Source organism: candidate division KSB1 bacterium (genome assembly GCA_022566355.1).
GTDB lineage: Bacteria > Zhuqueibacterota > JdFR-76 > JdFR-76 > DREG01 > JADFJB01.
Genome location: JADFJB010000029.1, coordinates 25,220 through 38,984, shown reverse-complemented (window position 1 = coordinate 38,984; position 13,765 = coordinate 25,220). Strand labels below are relative to the sequence as shown.

The 13,765-nt window shown below is 38.5% G+C and carries 11 protein-coding genes; 2 read left to right on the top strand and 9 right to left on the bottom strand.

Features of this window, described 5'->3' with window-relative positions; translation table 11 throughout:
• Positions 1 to 1,423, bottom strand: a 1,423-nt coding sequence (locus IIC38_07300; GenBank protein MCH8125750.1) for a hypothetical protein, incomplete at its 3' end; no start/stop codon positions are given.
• A 204-nt stretch (positions 1,424 to 1,627) separates the two neighbouring features.
• Positions 1,628 to 3,214 carry a sigma-54-dependent Fis family transcriptional regulator gene (locus tag IIC38_07295; protein MCH8125749.1) on the bottom strand — a complete coding sequence of 529 codons (1,587 nt, stop codon included), beginning with the start codon at positions 3,212 to 3,214 and terminating at the stop codon, positions 1,628 to 1,630.
• A 196-nt stretch (positions 3,215 to 3,410) separates the two neighbouring features.
• On the opposite strand from IIC38_07295, the gene IIC38_07290 reads away from it, so the two are divergent.
• Positions 3,411 to 3,560, top strand: coding sequence for a hypothetical protein (locus tag IIC38_07290; GenBank protein ID MCH8125748.1), 150 nt, complete (start codon positions 3,411 to 3,413; stop codon positions 3,558 to 3,560).
• Between the two features lie 31 nt (positions 3,561 to 3,591).
• Here IIC38_07290 and IIC38_07285 read toward each other — a convergent pair whose 3' ends face one another.
• Both IIC38_07285 and IIC38_07280 read right to left on the bottom strand, forming a co-directional pair.
• Positions 3,592 to 4,167 (bottom strand): hypothetical protein, encoded by a 576-nt coding sequence (locus IIC38_07285; GenBank protein ID MCH8125747.1) that lies wholly within the window; start codon positions 4,165 to 4,167, stop codon positions 3,592 to 3,594.
• Between the two features lie 76 nt (positions 4,168 to 4,243).
• Complete coding sequence (locus tag IIC38_07280) at positions 4,244 to 7,672, bottom strand: VCBS repeat-containing protein (protein MCH8125746.1); 3,429 nt, start codon at positions 7,670 to 7,672, stop codon at positions 4,244 to 4,246.
• A 693-nt stretch (positions 7,673 to 8,365) separates the two neighbouring features.
• Between IIC38_07280 and IIC38_07275 the strand changes: the two genes are divergently transcribed.
• On the top strand, positions 8,366 to 8,530 hold the full coding sequence (locus IIC38_07275) for a hypothetical protein (GenBank protein ID MCH8125745.1): 165 nt from the start codon (positions 8,366 to 8,368) through the stop codon (positions 8,528 to 8,530).
• A 48-nt stretch (positions 8,531 to 8,578) separates the two neighbouring features.
• On the opposite strand, the gene IIC38_07270 is transcribed toward IIC38_07275, so the two are convergent.
• The 5 genes from IIC38_07270 to moaD form a co-directional block, all read right to left on the bottom strand.
• On the bottom strand, positions 8,579 to 9,076 hold the full coding sequence (locus IIC38_07270; GenBank protein MCH8125744.1) for an HIT domain-containing protein: 498 nt from the start codon (positions 9,074 to 9,076) through the stop codon (positions 8,579 to 8,581).
• 2 nt (positions 9,077 to 9,078) lie between these two features.
• The gene (gene fusA, locus IIC38_07265) at positions 9,079 to 11,169 is read right to left on the bottom strand and encodes an elongation factor G (protein ID MCH8125743.1); all 2,091 of its coding nucleotides are present in this window, start codon (positions 11,167 to 11,169) and stop codon (positions 9,079 to 9,081) included.
• Positions 11,170 to 11,470: 301 nt separating this feature from the next.
• Complete coding sequence (locus IIC38_07260) at positions 11,471 to 12,790, bottom strand: SpoIIE family protein phosphatase (GenBank protein MCH8125742.1); 1,320 nt, start codon at positions 12,788 to 12,790, stop codon at positions 11,471 to 11,473.
• A 224-nt stretch (positions 12,791 to 13,014) separates the two neighbouring features.
• Positions 13,015 to 13,455, bottom strand: coding sequence for a molybdenum cofactor biosynthesis protein MoaE (locus IIC38_07255; protein MCH8125741.1), 441 nt, complete (start codon positions 13,453 to 13,455; stop codon positions 13,015 to 13,017).
• Between the two features lie 33 nt (positions 13,456 to 13,488).
• Entirely contained in the window at positions 13,489 to 13,734 is a 246-nt protein-coding gene (gene moaD / locus IIC38_07250; protein ID MCH8125740.1) for a molybdopterin converting factor subunit 1, read from the bottom strand.
• Positions 13,735 to 13,765 lie beyond the last annotated feature (31 nt).

The following is a 13,765-nucleotide window of genomic DNA, read 5'->3' as shown; positions in this document are numbered from 1 at the left end:
TTACTACTTTTAATGCCCCTATCGGCACATTCGATAATCCCGATCCATCACCCAAAAATCCAGTCGCCGTTACAGTGCCGTTCACGTGTAATTTTGTTGACGGAGTCGATGTGCCAATCCCGACGTTGCCTTTTGTTATCGTCACCGTGCCGGTAACATTTAACGCCGTTGACACAGTTGACGTTCCTTCAACGTGCAAAACCGCAGCCGGAGTCGTCGTGCCAATGCCGACATTGCCTGCATTATCTATCCTAAAAACATCACTATTGCTTGACAACAATCTCATTAAGTATCCGTTAGGGACATTGGCGACGTTCATAAATAATCCAAATTTATTAGAACCTATATTCACGGCAACGTTACTGCTTTGATTATGGACTACACGGATTGAATTGCCGGGCCCTGAATGAGTCAGATGCAATTTTGACGCCGGAGTACTCGTACCTATGCCGACGTTGCCGGATACCGCCGAAAACATATTATTCCCTGAAATCGTCCAGTCATTATCCGCACCGGCTGTAGATGAAATGGTGATCTTATTTGCACCGTCGTCCGGCGTGATGGTTATGTTTGCTCCGGCCTCAAGATCTATATTGCCGCCATCCTTGACATTGATCGTGGTGGTGGGGCCATTAGGATTAGTGATGTCAAGTGTATTATTTGTGTTATTTATTTCACCAACTGTTCCTGCCCCGGCATTGATAGTGATAATACTATCACCATCGGTTGTGATGGAAGCTCCACCTTGCACTTTCAATGTTAGGTGACCTGTCAAGTCATTCAAGCTTCTGACAACTCCGTTAGCATCTCCAGGAGGGCCGTCTCCTGGTGGTGAATTAATTTTTAAGACCTGACCTTCATACTCATTGTCAATATTCTCTCTTTGAATTTTGTTTGTGGTAGCCGAGATAATGAGTGAATGTCCCTCTCGCTTGATCATCACATTTTCACCGGCTACGAGGTTGACATTATCGGTAATCGAATTAATCCCTCTAACCACCTGGTTTTTGGCAATCTTGTCGCCGGTTACGATACTGTCTGCAATTGAACGGGCGTGAAGACTATACGCCGAAGCGGTTAGCTCCATGCGCTGCCTGGCCTCGGCGTCATCGCCAATGGTTACGCTTAACCAATACGGTTGGTCAAAGGGTAAATCAAAAGGCTTAGCGCTGCCAAGCGCTGTATTAAACAACCCATTTTTGACTGCCAGGGATTGTGTTTCCGACCAAATGGGTGAACCGCCTTTATCCGTTTTGTAGAGCTTAAAGGTGATATTATAAATATCATCAACAACGACCTCACCTTTGGAGTTACTCAAAACTCCCTGGTAGCTCAACGTCTGCGGAATCTGACCCAGAATAAGTCCTGGCAAAATCAGCATTAACGCAAATGCTAGAGCATATAAAAATAGTTTTGATTTCATAATATAAGTCTCCTTTGTAAAGGATGTGATTTTGGTTTCATCAATTATCCTCCAACTTCTGTGCCAAATGATGGTAGAAAATAAAAAATCCCTTAACCGATGGTCTAAGGGATTATTTTAATGGAAGTTACAGTTTTTGAGTTATAGTGTTGTGTATTCCTATTTATACTAAATATTATATCTTATTTGATATAAAATAGTAAGTCATTTTTCTGGTTTAAACATAGAAGGTTCAATACCATATTTAATCATCTTATCATAATAATTTTTGTAGGTCATCTTTGACATTTGCGCTGCAGTACTGATGTTGCCTCTTGCTTTACTTAAATTAGCAATGATGTAATCCTTCTCGAAAGTTTCCATGATTTGTTGTTTTGCTTCTTTAAATGATAAATCACGTTTTGATTCTGATGGTGCCTGTGAAATTTTGAATACATTTTCCGGCAGGAGCTTTGGAACGATTAATTTATCTTCTGTTAAAACCACTGCTCGTTGAATAATATTTTCTAACTCCCGGACGTTTCCAGGGTAATCATAATCCATTAACATAGATTCTGTTTCCTGGGATAACTGCAAATTCTTCTTGTTCGATTTATCTCCAAATAATTTTAGAAAATGCTGAATGAGAAGAGGAATATCGCTTTTCCGGTCACGTAGTGGCGGAATCTCAATTTCAATCACCTTTAAACGGTAGTACAGATCTTCTCTGAATTTTTCTGTTTTTATTAATTGAGTTAAATCTTTATTCGTTGCCGTTACAATCCGCACATCTGAAGAACGAATGGATGTATCTCCAACTTTGCTATATTCTCCCGTTTGCAGTACTCGCAATAACTTAACTTGTAATGCAGGCGACATTTCACTGATCTCGTCAAGGAAGATGGTGCCGCCATCCGCGCTTTCGAACCAACCCATTTTATCTTTAATAGCCCCGGTAAATGCGCCACGGACATGGCCGAAAAGCTCTGATTCCAGAATATTCTCGGGAAGAGCGCCGCAATTAATGGGTACGAATGGCATTTTACTGCGATTGCTATTAAAGTGAAGCGCCCGGGCAACCAGTTCTTTTCCCGTGCCACTTTCTCCCTGGATCATTACCGTGGTATCGGCATCTGCAATTTGAGCGATAATCTTAAGAATCTCCACCATTTTAGGATGATGGCTTAGTATATTGCCAAATTGATATTTCCGTCGTAATTCTTTTTCCAAAGCTTGCACATGGTTATTCAGCATTTTTCGGGTTAATGCATGGTGAGCTGCAAGTGAAACAAAATCTGCAAACATTTCTACGAACGCAAAGGTTTCACGCTTAAAGGCGCCTTTAACGGTTCGATTTTCAAGATAGATTACACCAAATACTTCCTGGTTGTGCATCATAGGTAAACAGATCACTGAAAGGATTTTTAGCCGCGTTGCACTTTTACTCTGTAGATCAGGATCTTCCAAAGCATTGCGAAGGCAGATTTGCTTACGTTGCGTTTTGACTTTGTTTATAATTGTCCTGCTGATCTCAAATTCCGGATGATCAATATCTTCTTTGCGAAGATTCCTGGCAGTTTCAAAAAGGATTTCACCTTCATCATCGAACAGGATGATCATCCCCCGTTCGGCTCCGGAAATTTCTACGACCTGGTCCATCGCAACCGCCAATAAGCGATTAACATCTGATTCAGTTAACAGGAGCTTACCAATTTCAAGAAGATGGCGGAGCATTGCAGATTCATCAGTTCCAGAATTTTTAACCCGCCGATCTGCTTGATTTTTTTTTGAACCAATCCTAAATGTCATCATCAATAAGGTACAGTTTAAATTTCAATCCCTATTTGTTAAGATAAAGAGACTATGCCAATATAACATTATTTATTTGATATATCCCTACCATTTTATTGATGCAATCGCTTGCAGCGATGGCATCGATTTGGTTGCATTTAACTCATTCAGCTTTGGGTTTTTCTTGAACCTACTTTTCTTCTTTAGGAGTTTTAATTTGAGTCAGGTTGTTACCGATGCAATCGCTTCCAGCGATGGCATCGATTTGGTTGCATTTAACTCATTCAGCTTTGTGTTTTTCTTGAACCTGCTTTTCTTCTTTACGGATATTACTTTTAGGTACTTGGTTACCGATTCCATCGCTTAAAGCGATTGAATCGGGGCTTATATTGTTATTATTAATCTTCTTCAATCATAATATATTGTATGTCTTTTAAATCCCGGATATCCTTATGAAAATCTACATATTCGCTCTTAGAACCAAACCAATTCATTACTTCTTTTCTCTGAAGTCTTGTTGGTTGATCTCCAAGCATTCCAGAATAAGAACTATATGGATATTTACTAAAATCACTGATCAATCCATGATTTTGCGGATTTGCATGAATATAATAAATCAGATAAACCAAGTGATTATTTGAAGTGATGCAGATTCTTTTAAACTTTTTCTCGAAGAGGCTGCCTGTTCTTTTTTCCTGTTTATTAATAGCCTGGGAATAACCAATAAAAAAGCGTCTAAATTGTTCACTTATTCTGTTACCGATTCCATCGCTTAAAGCGATTGAATCGGGATTTCGCTCCTTCACTCTTACCAAAAAATGAAAGGTTTCCAGATAAGTTGAAATATACTCCCCATACTTTATCAAAAAGTATTTGTAATTTTTAGGCGTGTAAAAGATATTTCCTTTGTTATTGCCACGGTTGTAAATGTGATAATACATTCCTCCGAGTAATGGTAGGTAGTAGTTTTGCATTCCTATCTCCCCGATGCAATCGCTTCCATCGATTTGGTTGCATTTAACTCATTCAGTTTTGTGTTTTTTTTTGAAGCTACGTTTCCTCTTTACGGATATTACTTTGAGCCAGGTTGTTACCGATTCCATCGCTTAAAGCGATTGAATCGGGGTTTGTGTGACAACGGCTATCTCCTTCCACAATTGTCAGCATCTGGTTGACTGGTACGTCATCCAAGACTGTAACAATACCACTTGGCCATTTCACTTCGATTCGATCTACACTTTCCGCAGTTCCAAGGCCAAAATGAATGGGCTGAGAGCTTTGAAATCCACCCCCAAAATCTCCGCCGTCGACATACCTCATCTGTTTTAAATCGCCGGTACTTACAATAATTCTTGCACCAAAACCGTCCCGATTACTTTTTGTGCCAACCAATTTGATCTTTAGCCAATGCTTTGACGTCGCTCTATTCCGGTAAAGAATGTTATTATTCCCAATTAGAGCATAGAGATCGAGAAAACCATCATTATTATAATCCCCAAATGCGATAAGATCTATATTTAATGGATTAGATACCCCAGCCAGTTTAGTCACATTAGTAAATGTTCCGTTGCCGTTATTGCGATAAAGTACATTTGCCTGGTTGTTCATATTAGCCACAATGATATCAAGGTCGCCGTCATTGTCAAAATCGCCAAAAGCAGAATCACCGCCATCTCCACTATCGCCGACCCCAGCTTCGAAAGTAACATCTGTAAAAGTGTAATCAGGTGGTCCATCATTGCGCAAGAGAAAATTCGAATATGCCGTATGAAATACGCCCCGGGTAACGTAAAGATCCAGATCACCGTCGTTGTCATAATCGCCAAAGACAGTTCCTCGACTCCGCTCCCCTATTGCAAGACCCACAAGCGGGGCAACATCCGTAAAGGTACCATTACCGTCGTTCCTATATAAGACGTTATTACCATAATAGGTAGATATGTAGAGATCCTGGTCGCCGTCATTGTCGTAATCCACAAAAACACATCCATGAGCCCAGCCCTTGAAAACGATGTTTGATTTTGCTGTAACGTCTGTAAATTGCCATTGCGGCGGGCCGTTATTCTTGTATAAGACAGCTGCACGGCTGGTATCATTGGAGAGAAACAGATCGAGATAACCGTCGTTGTTGTAATCGCCAAAGGCATTATGAGTGGATCTGTCTTCATTGGTGATTCCGGAAACCCCGGAAACATCAGAAACATCTTCAAACGTTCCATTACCTTTATTTCTATAAAGAATTTTGGCGCCATGGGCTGTGACAAATATATCTACAAAACCATCGTTATCATAATCAATAAGGCTTGCTCCCGAATGTGCTCCTGATACTTTGTCTAGTCCAGTAGAGGATGAAATATTTGTGAATGAATACCCTTTGTTTTCACCATTATTTCGGTAAAGAACGCTGGGCACATCTTTCATTTGGATGTAGAGGTCCAGGTTGTCATCATTGTCAAAATCAAAGATTCCAAACCTCAACCCAACAGGTAACGATTTTAAACCAACCTGGGATGTTACTTTTGTAAAGATTGGATTTCCAAAAACCTGAATACGGTTATTATTCGCATCGGAAACCACCATATTGCCATAATCATCTACTAGCGTGCTAACCGGATTATTGAGATCCCCTTCCCCGGAGCCCTGAACACCGAACTGGTAGAGATAATTGCCGGATGAATCGAACACCTGGATGCGATTATTGCCTGAATCCGTAACGATAATATCGTCCTCATTATCTAACGTGATTCCCGTAGGTAAATTAAATTGACCTTCACCGGAACCTAACTCGCCAAATTTGAAGAGAAAACGGCCGGATGAATCAAATACCTGGACACGACAATTCTGAAACTCAAGCACGATAATATTACCGGAGTCATTCACAACCACACCAGACGGATTCATAAATTGTCCATCACCCAATTCCAGGGGACCTGAACCATCAAAATCAACACAATACTGTCCGTTCCTTATAATACAAGGACCGCCAAACTTGAATAAATATTTTCCGGAAGGATCAAATACCTGGATGCGATTGTTGAAGAGATCTGCAATGATGATATTATTTGAGTGATCCACCGCGACGCCGTATGGGCGGTCAAATTGGACATCTCCCGGCTCCAATGGTCCGGCACCATCCGGGTCAACACAGCTTTCATCTATTTCAACTGTACATTCACTACCAAATTTAAACAGAAAATTGCCAAAAGAATCAAATACCTGAACGCGATGATTGAATGTATCGGTAATCAAAATATTACTTGAGCTGTTGATCGCAACTCCAGTGGGCTGATTAAAATTGCCGTCCTCTGATCCAAATGCGCCAAATTCAGAGACAAAATTGCCCATCAAATCGAATGTCTGGATACGATGATTCATTTTATCCACAATGACTAAATCCCCTGAATTGTTAAAGGCTAGACCAGCGGGTTGGTCAAATTGTCCTGCACCGATTCCGGGGAAACCGAAATCGTATAAAAAATTGACGGATTGAGCTTCAACCTTGCTTTGTTCCTTAAACATAAAGAGGGTGACGAATACAGTTACAAAAAAAACAGCGGCTATTAGCGGCCAAAAAATCAATGATCTTTTTTGAGGGTTAGAGGTTTTCTTTTCCAATTTGTTGAGATCACTTATGAAAACTAAAAAGTTCTGATATCTTTCACCAACATTTTTTTTTAGCAGCTTGTTTACCATTCCGGACATTTCAGGTGAAATATTTTTATTCACTAGTTGAATACCTGGTGGTTCATCTTCGATGATTTTTGATAAGGTTGTGATATTTGATTTTGCTTTGAATGGTAAATTACCTGTCAAGGCTTCATACAGAACAACTCCAAATGAAAATATATCTGTCCGGGAATCCAGTGTTTTGCCTTGTGCCTGTTCTGGCGACATGTAAGAAACTGTCCCCATTATGCCGCTTAAGGCCAAAGTATCTTTAGTAAGAGCGAGTTCCTTTTTTATTTGGATATATTTTTTGTCACCGAGATCGGATTCGATTGAATCGGAAGCAAGTTTCGCCAAACCGAAGTCCATAACTTTCACATAACCTTCTCGAGTGATCATTATATTATCCGGTTTGATGTCCCGGTGAATAATCCCTTTATTGTGTGCAGCTTCTAAAGCAGAACAAATTCTAAAACTCAGGTTTATCACTTCTGATTCCGGCAAGAAATTTCGTTCATTCAATATTTCCCGCAAGGTTTTTCCATCAACAAATTCCATAACAATATAATTGATCCCCTTTTGATGACCGACATCATAAACCGTGCAAATATTTGGATGGTTTAAAGCCGATGCCGCCCGAGCCTCGCGGATAAACCTGAGTCGATTTTCTTCATTCTGGAGTAATTTGGAAGAAAGAATTTTGATAGCGACAGGGCGAAGTAATCGGGTGTCATTTGCCAGATAGACTTCACTCATCCCTCCTTCGCCAATTTTCTTTTCAATGATATAATGGTCAAACTGAGTACCAATCATAGCTGAAAATCTGCTTTGTTTATTTCCCAAGTTTCAACTCGAGTGGATCAATATTTGGGTTAGATTATGATTTTATTGATCCCCACTTATCATTTTCTATGCGTTTCCGACTAACTTCTCCGTTGCAGCAGGGTTCAACAAGCTTACAGTCTACGCATTGATAATGTCCATGAACAAAAATAAAACACTCGGAAAAATGGAAATACGAACATTGCCAATGAATTTTTTCGTTATTAGTATTCATGCCAATGGCTCAAGTGTTTAACAATCAATTAGCTAATATTAACTGAACGGAAATAATATACTATCTAGATGGTAGAATGGCGAGATATTCTTTGAAAAAGTGACAATCTTCATTGTGGGTTGTTTTTGAATACCTGTTTCCGTACCTGAAACAGTTTTATGATTTTCTGCAAAAAAACTGAAGTTTTTTCATTAGAATTAAATAAGAATCAGAAGATGAGTTCATTCTAAAAAGGTGGGATACCGATTCCATCGCTCTCATAAGTATTTGTTTTTATGTATCAATGTTTTTAGAAAAGCGATTGAATCGGTTATTAGAGTAGACTCAGAAGATGAAATTTACAAAAACTTTTCACACGATGAGATACGGTGTTACAGCCGCCATCTTGTTTTACCAGAAGTTGGTATAGGTAGGCAAAAAAAAACTTAAAGACGCAAGCATATCACTGATTGGTGAAAGAGGTTGGAATCCCCACTTGCAATACACCTGGCAGCAACAGGATTTGGGAAAAAATAGAATTAGTAGAATTTGATGTAGTAGAAGAATCTAATTTACGGAGGCAAGCCATGAACTCAACTGCAAATATCGGACAGTCGAAGTTAAAGTCGGCATAGAAGTTTCTTTCAGGAGTTAACGATAGTATGCCTAAATATTAGTTCCCATCAGCTAAGATTAAATTGTTTATGAAGTGTTTCCCAAACTTCGTCAAGACCTACTGAAATCACTTTTGTTTTTCCTATCACCGGCATAAAATTTGTGTCGCCATTCCATCGCGGAACGATATGAAAATGCAAATGATCTTTTATTCCCGCACCAGCGACTCTGCCAAGGTTCATTCCAATGTTATACCCATGTGGTTCAAAGGTATTTGCAAATGCCTCCATAGAATCCTCGAGCAAATTCATGAGTTCCAATTTTTCATCTGAATTGAGCTCATCAAAACGATTCGTATGCTTGTATGGAACAATCATTAAATGGCCACCATTATAGGGGAATTTGTTCATAATAATAAAAGAATGTATTGCGCGTTGGAGGATTAGATTTTCTCGATCATTTTCCGGGTCTTGAGCAGGAAGATCACAAAAAATACAACCTTCCTCGTTGATGCGATCTGCAGATTTAATGTATTGAAGTCGCCATGGGGCCCACAATCTATCCATCATTATTTCTCTGATTCTTTTTGTTCTTTGGCAGTTTGAATTACTTTTTCTGCGACATCACCCGGGATTTCTTCGTAACTCGAAAATTTACGTTTGTGGAATCCCCTACCTTGCGTTAATGATCGCAAACTTGTGGAATATCGATACAATTCAGCCAATGGGACTTTTGCATTAACGATTTGAAAATTTCCATCGGAATCAACGCCCATTATTTTTCCACGTCGACTGGAAAGATCTCCCATTACATCACCCAGGAAATCTTCAGGAACACGCACTGTCACATCATAAATGGGCTCCAATAGCAATGGCTTTGCTTCCATGAATGCTTTTTTAAAAGCCATTAATCCTGCAATTTTAAAAGCCATCTCCGAAGAATCTACATTATGATAGGAGCCATCATAAAGAGTAGCCTTCAAATCCACAACATTGCAACCCGCCAATGGACCTTCCACCATGGATTCTTGGATTCCCTTATCCACTGCAGGTATAAACTTACTCGGGATAGAACCACCAACTATTGCATTCACAAACTCGTATCCTTTTCCATGGCGTTGTGGTTCTAATTTAATATAAACCTCACCATATTGTCCACGGCCTCCAGATTGTTTTTTATGTTTATATTGTGTTTGTGCGGATCCTTTAAGTGTTTCTCGATATGGAATTTTTGGTTCTATTAATTCCACTTCAACACCAAATTTTTCTTTCAATCGTTTTAAAACTATAGCAAGATGAAGTTCTCCCTGGCCCTGGATAATTGTCTGCCGTAATTCCGGATCGTATCCGGCGACAAAAGTGGGATCTTCTTCATGTAAAGTGGTAAGTCCGGCTGAGATCTTATCTTCATCTCCTTTTGATTTTGTCACCACCGCTGCACGAATACTTGGCATTGGATATTTTATATTGGCCAATTGAATAGGATTGTTTTTAGAGCATAAAGTATCTGCGGTATGCGTATTTTTTAATTTAACCACAGCGCCAATATCTCCTGCAGCCACCTTATTCATATCGTTTCGGTTATGACCATTAATCAAAAATAGCTGCCCTATTCTTTCACTTGATTTTCTGTTTGGATTATAAACTTCTTCACCAACTTTAATAACACCACCATATACTTTTATAAATGCAAACTCTCCTACATGAGGCTCTGTTTCAGTCTTAAAAACCAATGCAGCCAGTGGTGAATCGGTAGAAATAGGATTACTGATTTCAGCACCTGAAACCGGATTTTTACCTTGGTATTCTTTCGCATCGGTGGGTGAAGGTGCAAATTTCACAATGAAATCTAACAATTCATGAATCCCAATATTTTCCGTAGCCGCACCACAAAGCACAGGGTAAATATTGCCGTTGACCAGCCCTGCCTTAAGTCCCTGGACCATTTCACCTTCGGTAAGTTTGCCAACATCAAAAAACTTTTCTAATAAATTATCATCACTTTCAGCTGCCGATTCGACCAATTTTTCACGTAATTCGTTGGCTTTGTTTTGCAACTCAGCAGGAATTTCAGCCGATGACCGTTTTCCCGAACCACCTTTTTCATAGGTTACCAATTTCATTCTAAATAAATCGACAAACTGATTAAAACTTTCCCCACTGTTCGTCGGAAATTGAATTGCAACAACACCTGTTCCATAATTTTTTTGTAAAGAGTCTAGAATATTCTCAAAATTTGCATGTTCCCTATCCAATTGATTCACAAAAAATATTTTTGAAGAATTTACCTCACTCGCTGCTTCCCAAACGTGTTCTGTACCAACTTCAATACCTGAAACAGCATTTAGCAAAACCAGGGAGGTTTCAACCACTCGCAAAGAACCGATAACTTCACCGATAAAATCGGAATAGCCAGGAGTATCTAGTATGTTTATTTTTGATTCCCCCCACTCTACATTCATTAACGATGATGTAATCGATATTTTGCGCTCAATCTCATCCGGGTGATAATCAGAAATTGTTGTACCATCCTCTATCTTGCCAAGGCGATTGGACGCTCCCGATGTAAATACCATGGCTTCAGCCAAGGAAGTTTTACCAACCCCACTGTGGGAGATTAAAGCAATATTTCTTAATTTTTCAGTTGAATACTCCTTCACTATTTCCTCCGATCTTAATAACCAGTCCTAAGTTTTCAATGAAATCATATTATCTTGATATCATAATTTTATTTGTGGTAATAGTTTCTTCAGGCAAGGTTTTGATCATTTCGAGTAAATTTTTGTATTCGCTCAATCATTTAAGATAAAATTAGTAGAACTGTTAATTTTAAGAAATCAGTATCTATAAATCAATAAAATTATAAACCATAATAAGATTTCAAAAAACAAAATCTTAAAAATAAATAATGTTTAAATGCAGTGTTGGGGGATCAATTAAAGTTAAGAATTGGAATTTAGTTTACTCATTATCATTAACTTTAATAACAATCAAAGTTAAATCGTCTTCAACTCTATTGATCATACTAAACTGGTAGATTTCGGAGGTAATTTTATTAATTAATTCAGCAGCGCTTAAATGTGAGTTGTCTTGAATAATTTCAATCACATTATTCAGCTCAAAAAAATCACCGTTGGGATTTTGAGCTTCGATGAGTCCATCCGTATAAAACAGTGCGATATCTCCGGGGATTAATTGTACTTTAGATTCGGTGTATGGCATATTCTGAATAAATCCAAGTACAGTACCGCCTTGTTTTAATTCAATGAGTCCGCCGTTTTTTCGAATAATTACTGGTGGAAAATGTCCCGCATTCGTGTAAATAAAATCTCGAGTTTTGGGATTTAATTCGCCATAAAAAAAGGTAGCATAAGTATCTGCAATTGTAGTTTCATAGATCAAGTTATTCAACGATGCCATGGTCTCTTGCACAGACAACGTCTCATGCAATAGGCTTTTATATGTCGAAAATAAGGATGCCATTAAAATAGCTGCCGGAGTTCCTTTGCCGGAAACATCGCCAATCGCAACTCCGATATTTCCACTGGCAAGGCGAACCAAATCATACAAATCACCACTTACCGTTTTGGAAGGGAGGTTAAAACTTGCAAACTCATAGCCATTTTCTTGTGGCAAAGATTTGGGTAAAATCGCCTCCTGTATTTGTCTCGCAATTATTAGATCTCTTTCCAAGTCCCTTGATTTTAACAATTCCCGGTGCAAGCGAGCATTATCAAGAGCAATTGCAGCATGATTTGCAAAAGCTGTTAAAAGTTGAAAATCCTTTTGGTTAAACGCATTTAATCGATCTGATTCAAGATTTAAAACTCCAATCAATTTTTCTTTTGCAAAAAGAGGCACAAGCATTGCAGACTGAGTTTCGTTTTTCACGTTTACATAAAGCCGGTCTTTGGAAGTATCCGGACAAATTATGCCTTTTCCTTCTCTCGCGACCACTCCTGTTAGCCCTCTTCCTACTTTTAAATGCGCTTTTTTTACAGCCTCTTTATCATATCCACGGATAGATTCGGGGATAAGTTTATTGGTAGTCGGATCTATTAAGAATATTCCTGCAGCATCAAAAGGAATTACCCGGTTCAAATAATCAAATATTAAATTGAGTACATTATTTAAATTCAAAGTTGAATTGATATTCTTGCTTAGTTCAAGAAGCATGGATTTTTCAAGAGATTCCTTTTGCAATTCCTTTAAAAGGCTAGCGATCTCATCTGTTATATTGGGGGTGTCTTTCAGCAATCTTTGAATGTCTAAATCAGCCATTAACTCCTCATGTCCTTTCCTATCTGTTATTCTAAATAAATAATTCGGCTTGTTAATTAAAAGCGATAAGTATATTAATAAACAACGAGATATTCAACGACAAGTTCCACAATAGCCGGTTAAACCATTTTTATCGCACATTTATTTAATCGGTCTAAAATTATATATAATTTAAGGTATGAATTGATAATATTAACTATTGGTATTTTCTGTCCCCTACCATTTCACGGCATAAAAGATGTATTCTTCCATTGCCTTTTTCCGTCTACAAATATTTCCTTTTTCCAAATAGGTAGATTGACTTTAATTTCTTCAATAATAAATTTACAAGCAGCAAAAGTTTCAGCTCTATGAGCAGATGAAACCATAATCATCACACTTGCTTCTTTTAATTGCAATAATCCAAGACGATGCTGCACAGCCACACGGTATACCGGCCATTTTTTCATTGCATTTTCACAAATTAAGGCAAGTTCTTTTTCGGCCATTTCAGGATACCCATGGTATTCAATAGCTTTGACACTTTGCCCTTCTGCATGACATCGAACAGTACCAATAAAAATATCGATAGCGCCACAGGAACTTGATGCAACAAAATTGTATAACTTTTGATAATTTAATTCTTTGGCGATGATTTCAATATATTTCTTTTGATCTTCAATCAATCTCAATAGTCCTATTCAAATTTATAAAGTAAATTATCCACCGCTCACCGGTGGAATAATACATATTTCATCACCTTCATGTAATTGAATGGTATCTTTTACGTATTCTAGATTTACAGCCAGCCGACCCTGTTTTCTAAAGGGCTCTAGTCGTGGAATTTTAGCAATGACTTGATCCCATAACAGTTCACCAGTTGCATCAAACGGCAAATCAAGTGTTAATGATTCACAACCTGCGATATCACGGCAAACAGCAAAAAACCGTACTTCTACTTGCATTGAAAATTAATCGTTGAAATGAAGTTTTTTA